General features: G+C 34.5%; 13 protein-coding genes. 8 read left to right on the top strand and 5 right to left on the bottom strand.

Annotated elements, in window-relative coordinates:
- Nucleotides 1-54: 54 nt before the first annotated feature.
- A complete protein-coding gene (locus ABID42_RS04125) occupies nt 55-4,197 on the bottom strand; it encodes a two-component regulator propeller domain-containing protein (protein WP_367282564.1) in 4,143 nt (1,380 codons plus the stop codon).
- Between the two features lie 545 nt (nt 4,198-4,742).
- Here ABID42_RS04125 and ABID42_RS04120 point away from each other — a divergent pair.
- A complete protein-coding gene (locus tag ABID42_RS04120) occupies nt 4,743-7,136 on the top strand; it encodes a beta-L-arabinofuranosidase domain-containing protein (RefSeq protein WP_367282563.1) in 2,394 nt (797 codons plus the stop codon).
- Nucleotides 7,137-7,368: 232 nt separating this feature from the next.
- On the opposite strand, the gene ABID42_RS04115 is transcribed toward ABID42_RS04120, so the two are convergent.
- Both ABID42_RS04115 and ABID42_RS04110 read right to left on the bottom strand, forming a co-directional pair.
- The gene (locus tag ABID42_RS04115; protein WP_367282562.1) at nt 7,369-7,758 is read right to left on the bottom strand and encodes a hypothetical protein; all 390 of its coding nucleotides are present in this window, start codon (nt 7,756-7,758) and stop codon (nt 7,369-7,371) included.
- An 18-nt stretch (nt 7,759-7,776) separates the two neighbouring features.
- Nucleotides 7,777-7,953 carry a hypothetical protein gene (locus ABID42_RS04110; RefSeq protein WP_367282561.1) on the bottom strand — a complete coding sequence of 59 codons (177 nt, stop codon included), beginning with the start codon at nt 7,951-7,953 and terminating at the stop codon, nt 7,777-7,779.
- Nucleotides 7,954-8,188: 235 nt separating this feature from the next.
- Here ABID42_RS04110 and ABID42_RS04105 point away from each other — a divergent pair, with 235 nt between their 5' ends.
- The 7 genes from ABID42_RS04105 (at nt 8,189) to ABID42_RS04075 (ending at nt 16,557) form a co-directional block, all read left to right on the top strand.
- Nucleotides 8,189-9,106, top strand: coding sequence for a dihydrodipicolinate synthase family protein (locus ABID42_RS04105; protein WP_367282681.1), 918 nt, complete (start codon nt 8,189-8,191; stop codon nt 9,104-9,106).
- A 212-nt stretch (nt 9,107-9,318) separates the two neighbouring features.
- Complete coding sequence (locus ABID42_RS04100; RefSeq protein ID WP_367282560.1) at nt 9,319-10,320, top strand: 4-hydroxyproline epimerase; 1,002 nt, start codon at nt 9,319-9,321, stop codon at nt 10,318-10,320.
- A 30-nt stretch (nt 10,321-10,350) separates the two neighbouring features.
- Nucleotides 10,351-11,784, top strand: a complete 1,434-nt coding sequence (locus ABID42_RS04095; protein ID WP_367282559.1) for an APC family permease — start codon at nt 10,351-10,353, stop codon at nt 11,782-11,784.
- 34 nt (nt 11,785-11,818) lie between these two features.
- Nucleotides 11,819-14,230 (top strand): glycoside hydrolase family 127 protein, encoded by a 2,412-nt coding sequence (locus tag ABID42_RS04090; RefSeq protein WP_367282558.1) that lies wholly within the window; start codon nt 11,819-11,821, stop codon nt 14,228-14,230.
- Between the two features lie 178 nt (nt 14,231-14,408).
- On the top strand, nt 14,409-15,347 hold the full coding sequence (locus tag ABID42_RS04085) for a ring-cleaving dioxygenase (RefSeq protein WP_367282557.1): 939 nt from the start codon (nt 14,409-14,411) through the stop codon (nt 15,345-15,347).
- A 16-nt stretch (nt 15,348-15,363) separates the two neighbouring features.
- Nucleotides 15,364-15,993 (top strand): alpha/beta hydrolase, encoded by a 630-nt coding sequence (locus ABID42_RS04080; protein WP_367282556.1) that lies wholly within the window; start codon nt 15,364-15,366, stop codon nt 15,991-15,993.
- Between the two features lie 33 nt (nt 15,994-16,026).
- A complete protein-coding gene (locus ABID42_RS04075) occupies nt 16,027-16,557 on the top strand; it encodes a YceI family protein (protein ID WP_367282555.1) in 531 nt (176 codons plus the stop codon).
- Nucleotides 16,558-16,588: 31 nt separating this feature from the next.
- Here ABID42_RS04075 and ABID42_RS04070 read toward each other — a convergent pair whose 3' ends face one another.
- Nucleotides 16,589-17,734: a glycerate kinase family protein gene (locus ABID42_RS04070; RefSeq protein WP_367282554.1), complete on the bottom strand. Its 1,146-nt coding sequence runs from the start codon at nt 17,732-17,734 to the stop codon at nt 16,589-16,591.
- Nucleotides 17,731-18,690, bottom strand: coding sequence for a D-2-hydroxyacid dehydrogenase (locus ABID42_RS04065; RefSeq protein ID WP_367282553.1), 960 nt, complete (start codon nt 18,688-18,690; stop codon nt 17,731-17,733). The genes ABID42_RS04070 and ABID42_RS04065 overlap by 4 nt, the downstream gene beginning before the upstream one ends.
- Nucleotides 18,691-18,714: the final 24 nt, after the last annotated feature.

The raw sequence follows: 18,714 nt of genomic DNA, 5'->3' as shown, positions 1-18,714 counted from the left end.
TCCTTAGCTTGAAAGCTATAAAAAGTTAAAGCTTTCAAGCTAGGAATTTATCCTTTACGAAACTTCATGTCTTTCTTTAATTTTTTTTCCCCATTTTTCTAGCACACTCACCAAAAAATCAAGATTAATAGGCTTACTGATATAATCGTCCATTCCAGCAGCTTTGCACTCTTCTCTATTTTCAGCTAAAGTATTGGCTGTCATCGCTATTATCACAGGTTGTTGAATAGGTTTTGAACGAAGTAATATCGTTGCTTCTATTCCATCCATTTCTGGCATTTGCATATCCATTAGTATCAAATCGTAATGCTTTTTCTCGAATGCTTCAAGTACTTCTAGTCCATTTTCAGCCAAATCTGCTTCAAAACCCAATTTGCTTAGTACTTTCAAAGCTAATTTTTGGTTCATTACATAATCTTCAGCAATTAAAATCTTCATCGGATAATGCAAGGCAAAATCGCTTTGCAATTTCTGCGTTTGGGCAGTCGGTGTTGGTTTATCCACCATTTTGGTTTGCTCGCTCCTAAGTAAATTATCATGAATGCTTTTACAAAGAATATGCTGTTTAACAGGCTTCATCAAAACAGACCTGAATAAATCGGGATACTCTTTATAGAAAGTATCAGAAACGGAACTTAGTAAAATAATAGGGATATTAGGTCTTTGTCTTTTAACAGCCAAAGCAAAAGAAATTCCATCAATATCAGGCATTTGCATGTCAGTAATGACCAAATCAAAATTTTCGTTTGTCTTTATCAAAGCAATGGCTTCTTTCGGACAAGAAAATAAAGTAGCCTGCATATTCCAATGCTCTAATTGTCCTTTCAAGATAGACAAATTGGTATTGTTATCATCTACCACCAATACTTTTTTATCTTTCAATACTTCAAGGTTAAAAGGGAAAGTAGTGAGTTTCGCTGAACTAACTTTTGTTTTGATTTTAAATTTGAAGGTTGTACCCTTCCCAACAGTACTTTCTACTCGAATAGCACCACCCATTAAATTAACGATTTTTTCGCTAATAATTAAGCCCAAACCTGTACCACCGTATCTTCTTGTAGTTGACGAATCTACTTGTGAGAAAGGTTTGAAAAGTCTGTCTAATTTATCTGGTGGAATACCAATCCCAGAATCTTTGACTTCAAAACCTAATACAATTTCATCATTATCATTACTTTCATCCAAAAAGACTCTCACAAAAACTTCGCCTTCGTGAGTAAATTTTATCGCATTGCCAATAAGATTTAATAAAACCTGACGTAAACGAAGATTATCACCAATAATTTGAGCAGGCACATTCCATTCTATCAAGTAAAGTAAATCCAAATTCATACTTGCTACTTTGGCAGCAAAAACATCCAATACTTCTTCTATACAATTTCTAAGGTTAAAATCATGCAAATCAAGCTCCATCTTGCCTGATTCAATTTTAGAAAAATCTAAAATGTCATTAATAACCGTTAGCAAACCTTCACCACAAGCATGAATAGTATCAGAGTAACTTTTTTGTTCTTCGTTCAAAGGTGTTTCCTCTAATAACGACGCCATACCAATAATACCGTTTAGCGGCGTTCTGATTTCATGGCTCATCGTTGCCAGAAAAACACTTTTAGCTTTATTTGCTCTTTCTGCTTCTTCTCTGGCCTTATGTTCTTCTTCTGTAGATTCTAACAATTGGGCTGTACGTAATTCAACTTCTCTTTCAAGCTTCAAATTCTGAGCTTTTATTAGGTTTATTCTGTACTTATAAAAATACGTTGCCAAGCTAATTATCAACAAAATAACGAGTGTTCTAAACCACCATGTAGCCCAATAAGGCGGTAGAATTTCGATACTTATTGCACTTCCTTCTTCGTTCCAAAGTCCATCATTGTTTGACGCTTTTACTCTAAAAATGTATTTCCCAGGGTCAAGATTAGTGTATGATGCTCTATGACGATTACCAATATAATTCCAGTCTTTATCAAAACCCTCAAGTTTATACGCATAACCATTTTTTTGAGGCAGAATATAATTTAAGGCTGTAAATTCAAATGAAAAGAAAGATTGTTTGTAATCCAGTACAATTTCATCAGTATAATTAATATGATTTAAAAGTGGAGAATCTTTTTCTCCGGGAATAATCGATTTATTAAATATCTGGAAATCAGTAACAAACACTGGCGGAATAATGGTATTGTACTGAATACTATCAGGATAAAAAGAGTTCACGCCATTGGGTCCACCAAAATACATTTCACCATCCTTCGTTTGGCAAGCAGCCCTAGGTTTAAACTCATTTCCTTGCAAACCATCTGAAGTACTAAAGTTCTTGAAAGTACTCGTTGCAGGATTATATCTGGCGATGCCTTTATTGGTACTTATCCAAAAATTGCCTTTTTTGTCCTTCAAAATCGCATTCACAAAATCATTAGGCAAACCATTGTTTTCAGTAAATGTTTGAAAGGTTTTAGTCTTCAAATTCATCAAACATAAGCCATCGGTTGTTCCAATCCACAAAAAACCTTCTTTGGCTTTTACAATTGTTTGAATATTATTATTGCACAAACTGTTAGGATTGTTGGCATTAGCTCTAAAATGAGTAAATGTTTTAGTTTTTTTGTTAAAAAGATCAAGCCCGTCTTCAGTTCCTACCCAAAGTTCATCACTACCGTTTTCATACAGTGCTTTTACATAATTACTGCATACGCTTTTAGGATTCTGAGGGTCGTGCAAATAGTTCGTAAATTGCTTATTTTTAATATCATAATAGCCCAATCCGCCTGTCCAAGTACCTAACCAAAGATTATTATCTTGACTTTTCAACATGCCAAAAATACTGTTTGAAGAAACAGTGTTTTTATCTTTTGGATTAGGCAAATGATGAATAAATTCTTTCGTTTTGGTATTGAATAAATCGAAGCCGCCAATAAAAAAACCCAATGCCAACCAATCTTTATCTACTTCTACAACAGATAATACAAAATTAGAACCAATGCTATTTTTGTTAGTTGGATTCTTTTTATAAGCCGTAAAAATATTGGTCTTTTTATCAAGTACGTTCAAACCGCCACCATCTGTACCAAACCAAATTTTATTATCTCCATGTTCTAAAACACTTAGTACACTACTATTATTCAATCCATTTTTATCGACTGTCTGTTTTAACATATCAAATTTGTTACCATATCTTGGTAAGAAATTAATGCCGCCCGAATAAGTACCAATCCAAATATTTCCAGTTCTGTCTTGATAAATGCAATAAACAGAATTATTGCTTAAACTATTAGGGTCATTAATATCAAAAACGATAGTTTTAAATTTGTCTGTTTTCGGATTATAAATACTGATTCCTCCGTTTTCAGTGCCAATCCATAAATTACCACTTTTATCTTCCATAAAAGAGAGAATATCATCATACGATAAACTTTCTGGATTATTTACGTTATGTCTATAAGTTTTGAACGTATTATCTTGTGGATTGTACTTTGAAATTCCTCCTGCTAAAGTACCTATCCAAAGATTATGTTTACTATCAAAAAAAATGGTATTTATCCAATCAGCACCAATCGTTTTTGGGTTATTTACATCATGAAAATAATGTGTAAATAACTTACGCTCTGGATTATACTTATTCAATCCTTCTTTTGTACCTATCCAAATATTTCCTGTTTGGTCTTCACCAATAGAATAAATAAAATCGCTACTAAGACTGTTTTTATTGTTTTTTTGATGTTTAATGATGGTAAAAGAGCCTTTATCGGCATCTATTAAGTACAAGCCTGTTGTTGTTCCTAGCCATATTCTTTTCTTACTATCTTCAAAAATATCTCGAACGGTGATATGATATTCCTCTTTAAAGAAGTGTTCAAAAATACCTTTTTCTCTATTGAATTTATCTAAGCCTACAGTTGTAGCAACCCACAGATTTCCAGCATGATCTTCCAGAAGGTCATAGATATAATTATCGCTAAGGCTTTTTTTATCTCCTCTAGTGTGCTTATAAATAGTAAACTTAGCGCCATCATACTTATTTAGTCCTTCGTCAGTTGCAAACCACATAAAGCCTTTTCTTCCCATTAACATGGCACTCACATGACTTTGTGAAAGACCATCTTCAGTAGAAATACGCTTGAATACTGGCTTAAATTCTTGCGAAAAAAGTAATGTATGATGAAGTAGTATAAAAATGAATAAAAATATATGTTTATATCTCATTGTTAACAAAATAAACTTTAAGTTTTAAATTCTAACATCAACTAGCGAATCCCTAAATTGTATTATCTATTGGAAAAATAGCAAAAATTTTACCAAAAATGTCATTTTGTCAAAATATAATATAAAGCTTGCTTTGGATAGAATAAAAAATATGTTTTTTAATGTTGAAAAGTCCTGTTTTTCGATTGTTAATATTTTTTATCAATGTGTAAAAATTGAGCCTTTTCTGTTGAAGTATCCACATTGAAGGCTATTCTTCATTTAAAAACATCTCGTATAGAGTTTATTCTACATAAATATTTCAAACACATTGGTTTTAAAATGCTATCATGACTTAACTTTTAAATTTGTCAAATCCTTATTAATTCTAGTAAAAATGAGTTCGAAATAGCATATTTCAATAGAAAATTATTAGCCTAATATAAAGTATATCTCCTAAAATTGTGGCTAATATTTAGCTACTTCTTACTAATTCCCGCCAAGACTTGCTCAAGAAATATTTTCACCTTTGTATCGACGATAATCATTTTAAAAATCCCAATTTTATGAAAAGGTCTTGCGCTTTTACGCTGCTAATTCTTTTGCTTTGCAACGCTACTTTATTTGCACAATCATACATTCCTGAAAAAGCTGATAATCGTTTTCAGGTAAAACCTGTGATTGATTTGAAGGCTTTTGCTTTTAATTTAAAAGATGTGAAGCTTTTAGAGGGTAGTCCTTTTAAAAATGCGATGGATAAAGATGCTGCTTATTTATTGTCGGTAGAACCTAATCGTTTACTTCATCGCTTTTATAAAAATGCAAATTTACCCTCCAAAGGAGATGTTTATGGAGGTTGGGAAAGTGAAGGACTTTCGGGACATACTTTAGGGCATTACCTTTCGGCTTGTGCGATGATGTACGTTTCTACAGGAAATATTGAATTCAAAAATCGTACAGATTATATCGTTGCTGAACTTGGAAAATGCCAAAAAGCTAGAAAAACTGGCTATGTTGGGGCAATTCCTAAAGAAGATACTTTGTTTGCAAAAGTGGCTCGTGGAGAAATAAAATCTGGTGGTTTTGATTTGAATGGAGGCTGGAGTCCTTGGTACACTGTTCATAAAGTAATGGCGGGTTTGGTTGATGCTTACTTATATTGCGATAATCAAGAAGCATTGAAAATCGTTGTTGGAATGGCAGATTGGACAGCCAATACAGTAAATCCACTTTCGCCAGAATTATTACAAAAAATGTTAAAATGCGAGTACGGAGGCATGAATGATGTATTGGCAAATATTTATGCAATCACTGGAAATAAGAAATATTTAGATTTGTCATACAAATTCTACGATGATTTTGTAATGGTTCCGCTTTCGAAAAAAATTGACCCGATGGCTGGAAAACATTCAAATACCAACGTTCCAAAAGCTATTGGGAGTGCTCGTCAATTTGAATTAACAGGCAATGAATCTGATAAAACCATCGCTTCTTTCTTTTGGGATATTATGGTGCATAACCACAGTTATGTGATTGGCGGAAACAGTAATTATGAATATTGTACCGAGCCACACAAATTGAACGACCATCTCAGCGACAATACTTGCGAAACTTGCAATACTTATAATATGCTAAAACTGACAAGACATTTGTTTACTTGGCAACCCAACAGTCAGCTTGGTGATTATTACGAAAGAGCTTTGTACAATCACATCTTGGCATCTCAGAATCCAGAAAGTGGAATGATGTGCTATTTTGTACCTTTAAGAATGGGGACTAAAAAAGAATTTAGTGAGCCTTTCAATACTTTTACTTGCTGTGTTGGAAGTGGTATGGAAAACCACGCTAAATACACAGAAAGCATTTATTATGAAGGGGCAGATGGAAGTTTGTTCGTGAATTTATTCATCCCTTCGGTACTTAATTGGCAAGAAAAAGGCATCACCATTATGCAAAATACTTCGTATCCAAACAGTGAAAGTACTTCGTTGACTATCCAAACTAAAAAGGCTAAAGCTTTTGCTTTGCGTTTGCGCTCACCTTGGTGGGCAAGTAAAGGAGTACAAATTTCAGTAAATGGTAAACTTCAAAAAATTGAAAAAGACGAAACAGGCTATTTAGTAATCAACAGAACTTGGAAAAATAATGATAAAATAGCAATTACTTTTCCGATGTCCCTTTATACAGAAAGTATGCCTGATAATGCCAATCGCATTGCTTTTTTATATGGTCCATTGGTTTTGGCGGGACAATTAGGGAAAGATTTACCAGACCCAATTTATGGAACTCCAGTATTGTTGACTGACGAAACTCCAGTATTGTTGACTGACGATAAAAATATTAATAATTGGTTGAAACCTGTGCCTAATCAGCCTTTGACTTTTAAAATGGAACAAACTGGAAAACCTTTTGACGCTACATTGATTCCGTTCTACCAAACTTATCAGCAACATTACAGTGTTTATTGGGATTTTTTCACCAATACAGATTGGCAAAACCGCCAAGCGGAGTATGAAGCAGAGAAAAAACGTCAGCAAAAAATTGAAGAAATGACGATTGATAATTTCAGAATCGGAGAAATGCAACCTGAACGTGACCATCAACTAAAAGCCAGCGAACAATCTTACACAGACATCGCTTTAGGCAGAACTGGAAGAGAAGTAAGGGCAGGTGGATTTTTCTCTTTCCAAATGAAAGTAAATCCAAGTATCGAAAACAGCTTGTTATTAACATATTTAGGCGACGACAAAGGAAGACTTTTTGACATTATAATCGACGGAACAAAAATTGCTACTCAAGAATTAAAAGGCGGAACAACGGGGAAATTCTTTGATATAGTTTATCCAATTCCAGCGGAAATTCTTCAAGGAAAAAGTACTATCGAAGTAAAAATATTAGCCAATGCAGGCAGAACTGCTGGAAGAGTATTTGGTTGTAGAATTATCAAAGTTGAGAAGTAATTTTGAGAGAAAATAATAAGATTTTTATACTATTAAAACCGTAGCGAAAATCCCTTGCGGTTGCCAAATTCCAAAGAATTAAGGAAAGGCAACTGCAAGGGATTTTTGCTACAAGTTTGTTGGTGGAATTTTGAACAAAAATTTATATCTTTCTAAAAAACTAGCATAAAAAAACTGTACCCATTTCTTCAATACATTAGAACTGAGTACAGTTTTTATTAAATTCTTATCTCTACAAATACTTAACAGCTTTGATAACTTTGATGCCATTTAACATTGGTAATGTCCTAACATTTTCAGAAGGAATAATCCCTCTTTTTATCCAATTTGACACCACATTGGTACTGGCTACTTGAAAACGTTTGGCATATTCCTTAATAGTAATCCATTCATTAAGGTCTATTATAAATTCAGGGGTAGAAATGTAATTTTTACTTTGTTCAATCAGTTCATTGGCTTCCATAGACATCATTTTAGCTTTAGCTTTTATAACACCTTTTATAACCTCTTGTTCAGATTGATTTGCCGTATTAAAATATTCTTTCAATTCTTTTGAGCTTTGGTCAATTGAAATTTCATCTTTAGCAGATAAAAAATCTGTAATAATTGTCTCTAATTTCATAATCTGTTTGGAAGGCATTTATTCTCCTTCATTTTTTAGTTGTTCCTCTAAATCTTTAATTTCAGCATCTAGCTTGTTCAAAGTATCAAGCAATTCATTAATCGTTTCTTCGTCAGCAATATCTTTTAAATTTGTCAGCATCGTTTTTGTAGAGGCTCTCATCATCCTAAGATGGATAAGTATCTGTTTTTTCATCTTACATCATGCTTTTTAGGGTGTTTCTTGATACAAAGAAAACACTTGTTACGCTATGTAACAAATATTTATTCAGAATATTTTAATTTTATACTATTGACACAATAACTATTAACCTCAATTACAACCATTCTCTTTTTAATAGGTTAATATCAATCTATAATTGATTAAAAATGGTAATTTATGCACACTGTTTTTAAGCTAATTTTGATTAAAAATAAAGATAATTATGGCTATTAATTGGAAAGGAGTATTCCCTGCGGTTACTACAAAATTTAATGAGAAAGATGAGCTTGATTTCGAGCTTTTTGATAAGAACTTACAATTTCAGTTAGAATCGGGTGTTCACGGAATTATTTTGGGTGGAACTTTAGGGGAATCCAGCGTATTGAGTCTGGAAGAAAAAGGTGCTTTGGTAAAATTCACTGTAGAAAAAGTGGCTGGTAAAGTACCCGTAATTTTGAATATTGCAGAAGGAGCTACTAAAGATGCTATTGAGTTAGCTCGTTTAGCAGAAGAATGGGGCGCAGAAGGCTTAATGATGTTGCCTCCTATGCGTTATAAAACCGACCACCGTGAAACGGTAGAGTACTTCAAAGCAGTGGCGAATTCAACGAAATTGCCAATTATGATTTACAACAATCCTGTAGATTATAAAATTGAAGTAACTTTAGCAATGTTCTCTGAATTAGTTGTTTGCGAGAATATTCAAGCCGTAAAAGAATCTACTCGTGATTTGACCAACGTTACTCGTATGAGAAACTTATTTGGAGACCGTTACAGTATTCTTTGTGGAGTTGATACCATTGCGATGGAACAATTGGTAATGGGTGCAGATGGTTGGGTTGCAGGTTTAGTATGTGCTTTCCCAGAAGAAACGGTTGCGATTTATACATTGGTAAAAGCTGGTAGATTGGCTGAAGCGAGAAGTATTTATCGTTGGTTTATCCCTTTGTTGGAATTGGATATTCATCCAAAATTGGTGCAATACATCAAATTGGCAGAAGCACAAGTTGGTTTAGGAAGCGAGGCTGTAAGACCGCCAAGACTTACTTTAATTGGTGAAGAAAGAGAAGCAATTTTGAATATTATCAATACTGGAATTGCAACAAGACCAACTTTACCAGATTATAAATCAATTGTGATTGACTAGATTATATTGCGTTGAGTATTTTTAAATTAGAATTCTTAAACCAAATCATATATATAATTTATTGTAACATCGCTAGAGCCCTTCACTGGGTTCTAGAATGTTTTCCCGATTAATTCTCCATAAGTTATTTAAAGACGTAACCTTCATCAACAAACTTTAATGCTTATGGCACACAATCTTTAGTATTTCGATTACTTAACCATACAATTATTTTGAAAAAAACATTCTTTTGCATTGATGCGCATACTTGTGGAAACCCTGTCAGATTAGTAGCAGGCGGCGGACCAACACTCATTGGAGAAAACATGAGTGAAAAAAGACAGCACTTTTTAAAAGAATATGATTGGATCAGACAAGGGCTAATGTTTGAACCACGTGGACATGATATGATGAGTGGGAGCATTTTGTTCCCACCTCATTCTCCTGAAAATGATGTTGCAGTACTCTTTATTGAAACAAGTGGCTGTTTACCCATGTGCGGACATGGCACCATCGGTACTATCACAATTGCTGTTGAAGAAGGATTAATTATCCCCAAAACGCCTGGCATTATCAGAATGGAAGCGCCAGCAGGTTTGGTGATGATTGAATATAAACAAGAAGGCAAAAAAGTAAAAAGTGTAAAACTGACTAACGTTGCTTCTTTTTTAGCTGCTGAAAATATTACTGTTGAATGTCCAGATTTAGGAACATTAACAGTTGATGTTTCTTACGGAGGTAATTTTTATGCAATTGTTGATGTTCAAGAAAACTTCAAAGGTTTACAACACTACACTGCCGACCAATTAATTAGTTGGAGTAGAGTAATGCGTAAACGCATCAACGAACAATATACTTTTGTTCATCCAGACAACGAAACCATTAACGGTTGTTCTCATATTTTGTGGACTGGCGATGTACTTGACCCAAGCTCAACCGCTAGAAATGCAGTATTTTATGGCGATAAAGCCATAGACCGTTCGCCTTGTGGCACTGGTACTTCCGCAAGAATGGCGCAATGGTATGCCAAAGGCAAGCTGAAAATGGGCAATAATTTTGTACACGAAAGTATTATCGGTTCAAAATTCATTGGTCGTATTGAAGAGGAAACTACAGTGGGTGGCAAGCCAGCCATCAGACCAAGTATTGAAGGGTGGGCTAGAATTTACGGCTATAATACTATTAATATAGACGACGAAGACGACCCTTATGCTTTTGGTTTTCAAGTTTTGTAAGCAATCAATTCATCAACAAACCATAACAATATGAATCCTGAAAACCCTGTAGCATTATCTTCTGAACAAAGTTCAAGTACGTTTAAACGTTCACTCGGTTTATTAGATGCCACCATGATTGTTGCGGGTTCGATGATTGGCTCAGGTATTTTTATTGTAAGTGCCGATATTACTCGTAACGTCGGTTCAGCGGGTTGGTTACTCGTTATTTGGTTGATTACTGGATTATTAACCCTAACTGCTGCCGTAAGTTATGGCGAATTGAGCGCCATGTTTCCCAAAGCTGGCGGACAATATATTTATTTAAAAGAAGCCTTCAACCCACTTGTAGGCTTTTTATATGGTTGGAGTTTCTTTGCCGTCATTCAAACGGGTTCAATTGCAGCTGTTGGTGTGGCTTTTAGTAAATTTTCAGCCTATATTTTCCCTTTTCTCAGCGAAAAAAACATCTTATTGAATGTCGGATTGTTTAAAATTTCTGCTGCTCAACTTACTTCTATTTTAATGGTTTCTTTCCTGACGTATATCAATACTCGTGGTGTGAAAGAAGGAAAAACCATTCAAACAGTACTGACGCTTATTAAAATTATCGCATTATTCGGACTGATAATTTTTGGATTTACCTTAGCAGCCAAAAAAGAAATTTGGGAAGCAAACTGGAAAACAGGTTTTTCATTTTTTCAATTTGACGGAATTTCATCCTTCCCATACTCCAATATGGCATTTATGGGAGCGATTGCCGCCAGTATGGTTGGAAGTTTATTCAGTAGTGATTCTTGGAATAATGTTACTTTTATCGCTGGAGAAATCAAAAGACCAGAACGCAATATTGGTTTAAGTTTATTTTTAGGAACACTTATCGTTACGGCAACATACTTTCTTTGTAACGTAATGTATTTAAGTGTTTTATCTTTACAAGAAATTGCCACTGCCGAAAATGACCGTGTTGGAATGGTTGCTTCACAACATATTTTTGGAGAAATTGGCACGATCGTTATTGCCGTATTTTTGATGATTTCTACTTTTGGTTGTGATAATGGCTTGATTTTATCGGGTGCTAGAGTGTATTATAGCATGGCAAAAGATGGACTTTTTTTCAAGCAAGTAGCGCAACTCAATAAAAATGGTGTTCCCGAAAAAGCCCTTTGGATTCAGTGTTTTTGGGCTTCAATACTTTGTTTGAGTGGTCGCTATGGAGAATTATTAGACTATGTAATTTTTGCCGTACTTATTTTCTATATCCTAACCATCATCGGTATTTTCAGATTACGCATTACTCGACCAGATTTACCTCGTCCTTACAAAGCTTTTGGTTATCCTATTTTGCCTCTTATTTACATCGTTTCTGCCTCTATTATTTGTATTTCATTATTAATTTACAAACCTTCATATACTTTACCAGGCTTGATAATTGTATTATTAGGTATTCCTGCATATTATCTTTTTCTCGGAAAGAAAAAGTAATACTTTTCATTTTTGCCATAAAACACTCAAAAATATGTCAGTACTATCTTTCAAAAAAAACATAGCAATCGTCGCTATTTCCTTATGTTGGGCAAATAGTATAAATGCGCAAAAAAACGATTATCCGATTCAACCTGTTACTTTCACGCAAGTACATTTTAAAGACAATTTTTGGTTACCAAAAATGAAAATTAATGCAGAAGTAACCATTCCATATACATTAAATCAATGTAAAATCACGGGAAGGATAGACAACTTTGCGAAAGCGGCAGGCAAAATGCCCGTTGAAAAAAGTACTACTTATACTTTTGACGATACAGATTTATACAAAGTAATTGAAGGTGCATCTTATAGTTTACAGACTAAAAAAGATGCTTCGCTTGAAAAATATTTAGATACGCTCATCAGTAATATCGGAGCAGCTCAAGAACCTGACGGCTATTTATATACTTTTAGAACCATGAACATTGCGAAACCGCATGAATGGATTGGTTCAAAACGTTGGGAAAAAGAAGAAGATTTAAGCCATGAATTATACAATGCTGGTCATTTGTATGAAGCTGCCGTAGCGCATTATCAAGCCACAGGGAAAAAGAATCTCTTGAATATTGCCATTAAAAATGCTGATTTATTAGTAAAGACTTTTGGTTGGGGAAAAGAAGAACGTTTTCCAGGTCATCAAATTGTAGAAACTGGTTTAACAAGATTGTACAGAGTAACAGGTAAAAAAGAGTACTTGTCGCTCGCAAAATTCTTTTTGGATTTAAGAGGGAAAGAAGGACATTTAAACCAAGAGTATAGTCAATCGCACAAAAAAGTAGTTGATCAGCACACAGCGGTTGGTCATGCAGTGCGTGCTACTTATATGTACACAGGTATGGCTGATGTGGCAGCTCTGACTGGCGATAAGCAATATTTAAGCGCCATAGATGATATTTGGAATGATGTTATTGATAAAAAGATTTATATCACAGGTGGAATCGGAGCAACTGGAAATGGCGAAGCTTTCGGCGCAGATTATGATTTACCCAACATGAGTGCATACGCTGAAACTTGTGCGGCTATTGCCAACGTGTATTGGAACAATAGGATGTTTTTGCTTCACGGAGATGCCAAATATATTGACGTTTTAGAACGCACACTTTATAATGGTTTACTTTCAGGCATTTCTCTGACAGGTGACAAATTCTTTTATCCAAATCCCCTTGCTTCAATGGGGCAACATCAACGCAGAACTTGGTACGACTGTGCTTGCTGTATTTCTAACATGACTCGCTTTTTACCTTCCGTTCCGGGTTATGCTTATGCACAAAATCAAAATGATTTATATATCAATTTATTTGTGGGTGGCGATGCCGATATTCAATTAACTAATACTAAAGTAGTCATTCACCAAGAAACGAATTATCCTTGGTCTGGTAAAGATGAGTTTACGATTAATCCTGCAAAAAAAGCAAATTTCAGTATTCATATTCGTATTCCGGGTTGGGCAATCAACCAACCAATTAAGGGCGATTTATATCAAGATAAAAGTAAAGCAAGTGATTTTACACTTTTGTTAAACGGAAAACCTGCAAAGTATTCTATCGAAAAGGGTTATGCTGTAATAAATCGTACTTGGACAAAAGGCGATAAACTGAGTTTAGATTTGCCAATGGACGTGAAAAAAATTGAAGCAAAAGACAGCGTAAAAGCGGATTTAAAAAGATTTGCTTTACAAAGAGGACCACTTGTTTATTGTTTGGAAGGAATCGATAATGCAGATTCTTCTGTTTTGAATCTTGTAGTTGATAAAAATGCTACAATAACTCCAAACTTTCAAGCCAGTTTATTGAATGGAATTATGACTTTAGAAATGGAAGGTTCTTCTACAAAAAGACAAGTTAACAGTAATGATTTAATTAAAACACAGCAAAAAGTAACAGCCATTCCATATTATACTTGGGCGAATCGTGGTTCTTCTGAAATGGAAGTTTGGATTCCTTTTGAAGCTTCAGCATCAAAACCAAAGCCAGCTCCGACCATTGCTAGTAAAAGTAAAGTATCAGCTTCAATTAAAAGTCCGATGATGTTAAAAGCATTGAACGACCAATATGATGCCGAAAATTCAATCGACAGAAGTGGTAATTTCTTCCACTGGTGGCCGAAGAAAAATTCTACGGAATTCATTCAGTATGATTTCGACCAAACTTATACTGTTTCGTCTTCTGATGTTTATTGGTTCGACGATAGTCCTTGGGGAGGTTGTTATTTACCAACTTCGTGGAGAATTTTATATCAAAAAGATGGCGAATGGATTCCTGTAAAAATGATTTCTCAAGACGCTATCGCTAAAGATAAATTCAATAACATTCAATTTGAACCAGTAAGTACAAAAGCATTGAAATTAGAAGTACAATTATCGAAAGACAATGCCGCTGGAATTCATGAGTGGAAGGTGAAGTAATTTAATCCAATCACAGAAATCATAGCTTATTATTCACAGATTAAACACGTGAATAATAAGCTATTTTTCTTTTTAGCACTTTCTCATAAATATTTTCATTCTTGTGTTTTCTTGTCCTAGTTCAAGAGAAATCAATATTCGAGCTGATAACTTTGTATCAACAAAAAAGAAAACAATTATGGAAAATAGAATAAATGGATTGCACCATATCACTGCTATTGCAGGAAATGCAAAGAGAAATTTTGATTTTTATACAAGAGTAATGGGATTGAAAATGATTAAAAAAACTGTCAATTTCGATGACCCAAATACATATCATTTCTATTATGGAAATGGAACAGGTGATCCAGGAACTGTACTTACTTTCTTCCCTTGGGGCGATGGAATTCCACAAGGACGCCGTGGTACTCGCCAAGCAACAGAAATTGGTTACGCTGTTCCAGAAGGAAGTCTTGAGTTTTGGCAAAAAAGATTTGAAGACAATAACGTTACTTATAATAAAGTAGCAGAAAAATTCGGAGAACAATATCTTACTTTCTTAGACCCAGATGGTTTAAAATTTGAATTGATTGTTCCTAAAAAAGCTGATACTCGCACTCCTTTTGAAACCAGTGAAGTAACAGCGAAACATGCTACTTTAGGTTTTCACAGTGTAACGATTACAAGTAACAACATTGAAGCTACCGCTAAAGTTTTAACAGATATTTTCGGTTATCGCTTACTAGAACAACATGTAAATCGTTATCGTTTTGTAACGGATGCGGTTGAACAAGCAGCTATTGTTGACTTAGTAGAAGTACCCGGCGAAGGAGTTGGACATGTGTCAAAAGGTTCTGTTCACCACGTAGCATTCAGAGTAAGTGACGACAATGTTTTGATGGAATTCCGTAAAAAAGTAATGAATGCTGGTTTACAAATCACCGAGAAAATCGATAGAAATTATTTCTATTCACTGTATTTCCGTGAACCGGGTGGAGTACTTTTTGAAATTGCGAGTGATAATCCTGGTTTCACTGTGGATGAATCTTTAGAAGAACTAGGCTTAAATTTAAAATTGCCAGCACAATACGAAAAGTATCGTGATAGTATCGAAAAAACACTTCCAAAACTGGATTAAGTATCCATTTAAAATTATGTATTTACATAGTAAACAAGTTTTAACCACAGGTATTTCCGTAGAGAAAGCTAAAAAAGCGATTGTGATGATTCATGGTCGTGGTGGTTCTTCTCAAGATATTGTTACTTTAAAAGAGCATTTGAATCTTAAAGAAATGGCAATTTTTGCTCCACAAGCTTCACAAAGAAGTTGGTATCCATACAGTTTTATGGCACCCGAAGTACAAAATCAGCCTGCTTTAGATTCTGCCTTGGGTGTAATAAATGATTTGGTACAAGATATTGAAAAGGCGGGTATTCCCGCCGATTCAATCTACTTCTTAGGTTTTTCACAAGGTGCTTGTCTTACCTTAGAATACCTTGCAAGAAATGCGAAAAAGTATGGAGGAGCAGTAGCTTTTACAGGGGGATTAATTGGAGAAACCTTGATTACAGAACGATATAAAGGTGATTTTGAAGGAACACCCATCTTGATTTCTACTGGAAATCCTGACCCGCATGTACCTTTAACAAGAGTTCAAGAAAGTATAAGTATCTTAAAAAGCTTTAATTCGAATGTTCATTCAGAAGTATTTAACGGGAAACAACATTCAATTTCTTTCGAGGAAATCAATTTAGCAAATCAATATATTTTCAAAGAAAATTAATTATCATATTCACAACATTAAACAACAACAATCATGTCAACTACCATTTGGGCAATCGACCCTTCACATTCAGAAGTACAGTTTAAAGTTAAACATTTAGTAATCACAACTGTAACAGGAAATTTCAAAGAATTCAGCGGAACTGTTGAAGCTGGAGACGACTTTGAAAATGCAAAAATATCATTCGAAGCAAAAGTAGATTCTATCAATACTAACAGCGAGCAACGTGACGGTCACTTGAAAAGTGCTGATTTTTTTGAAGTTGAAAAATATCCTACGCTTTCATTTTCTTCTACAAAATTTGTAAAAACAGACGATGAAGAATTTGAATTAGTCGGAGATTTAACAATTAAAGATGTTACAAAATCTGTAAAATTATCAGTAGAGTACGGTGGAACAGCAACAGACCCATGGGGAAATGTAAAAGCAGGTTTTGAGTTAACAGCAAAAATTAACCGTAAAGATTTTGGCTTAACTTGGAATGCACCAACAGAAGCAGGCGGTGTATTAGTAAGTGAAGAAGTAAAATTAATCGCTAATATTCAGTTAGTGAAACAAGCATAATATTAAAAATGGGATAATATTGATGAACATATTATCCCATTTTTTTATGAGAAATTGCCAATAAATTTGCAATTTGTTCAGCCGTTCTAGTTAGATTTTCAGTAGTATTTTCGATGGCATTTTTTAATTCGGTTGGTTCATTTCCTATCACAAAAACAGCATCAAAATGTGGTTTTAAAGCCTCTGCATCTTCTAAAGGTACTCTCCCTGACAAACCAATTACTGAAATATTCAAAGTTTTCGCTCTTTCAGCAACACCAAAAGGTCCTTTCCCTTGAAGTGTTTGTCTATCAAGGCTTCCTTCTCCAGTAATAACAATATCGTTTCTTTTCAATGCTTCGTCAAATCCAGTTAATGACAAAAAAGCGTCAATTCCATTTACTAATTTAGCATTCAATAAACCAGCTAAACCAGCCGAAACGCCGCCCGCAGCGCCACCAAATGCTAAATTGACAATACCTTTTTCAAATTGTCGATAAATCACTTCAGCAAAATTAATAAGTACTTTTTCAAGGAATTCAACATCAGTATTCGTCGCTCCTTTTTGTGGACCAAAAACTTTAGCTGAACCATTTTCGCCCAATAAAGGATTTTTTACATCTGATAAAATAACGATTTCACAATTAAGTATTCGTTTATCAAGATGAGTAATATCAATGCTGGTTAAATTGATTAAATCTTTAGGTAAACATGACAATTTTTCACCTTTTTGATTCAAAAATATTACTCCTAAAGCAGCTAAAATTCCGCATCCTCCATCAACAGTAGCAGAGCCTCCTACAGCTAATACAATTTTATTAACTCCTTGATTTAAAGCTGATTTAATCAACAATCCTGTACCAAAAGTTGAAGCTTCTAAAGGATTTAATTCTTCTTTTTTTAACAAACGAATGCCTGAAGCACTCGCCATTTCAATCACTGCTGTTTTCTTGTTATCTATCAAACCATAATTTGCTTGAATGGTTCGCATGAGCGGGTCAAACACTTCTTCCGAAATGACAATTCCTTCACAATGACTGATGATTAATTCTCCTGTTCCATCTCCACCATCTCCAATCGGAAAACATTCGCAAATACAATCTAAGTGACTTTGCTCAAAGCCATTTTGAATGGCTTTTGAAGCTTCCTTAGCATTCAAACTATGTTTAAAGGCATTGGGAGCAATCAATATTCTCATGAATTCACAACGTTTTTAGGAGTTCCTGATTGATAAGCCGAGATGTTTTCAAGCGCTATCGCTAATAATCTAGTTCTTGCTTCTTTCGTAGCCCAAGCGATGTGTGGAGTAATAATACAATTTTGTGCTATAAATAATGGATTATTTTTTTGAGGTGGTTCTACAGAAAGTACGTCGATACCAGCGCCTGCTATAGTATTATTGTTAAGAGCCTCTGCCAAATCTTCATCAACGATAATTGGTCCACGAGAAGTATTAATTAAAAAGGCTGAACTTTTCATTTTTTGTAAATTCTCCCGATTCATCAAACCTTGCGTTTCAGCAGTAAGCGGACAATGAATACTTACAAAATCTGATTCATTCAACAAAGTACTTATGCTCTCCCAATGAAAATTTTTACGATGAGATTGGTCCGTTGGTCGGCGACTATTAGCAATCACTTTCATTCCAAATGCCGTAGCAACATCAGCTACTTTTTGCCCAATAGTTCCAAAACCTATGATTCCAATTGTTTTTCCTGCTAATTCTATTAATGGGAAATCCCAAAAACAAAAATCTTTTGAATTTGCCCATTTCCCATCACGAACTGCATCGCTGTGTTTTTGAACGTGCAAAGTAAGTTCTAATATCAATGCAAAGGTTAATTGCACCACTGAATCTGTACTATAAGCTGGCACGTTACTTACAAAAATTCCTTGATTTTTAGCGGCTTCAATGTCAACTATGTTGTAGCCTGTAGCAAGGACTCCAATGTATTTTAAAGATTTTAATTGAGAAATAACCTCTGCCCTTAATGGTGTTTTATTCGTGAGTAATATTTCTGCATCCAAAGAACGCTCCAAAATTTCTTCTAGAGAAGTTCTATCATAAATCACCACATCGCCTAAAGCGTGTAAAGCATCCCAAGTTAAATCTCCGGGATTCAAAGTAAATCCATCTAAAACTACTATTTTCATCTTGCTTTGTTAATAATTCATAAT

Source organism: Arcicella rosea (assembly GCF_040543805.1).
Lineage (GTDB): Bacteria > Bacteroidota > Bacteroidia > Cytophagales > Spirosomataceae > Arcicella > Arcicella rosea.
This window is presented reverse-complemented; position numbering and strand designations above follow the sequence as displayed.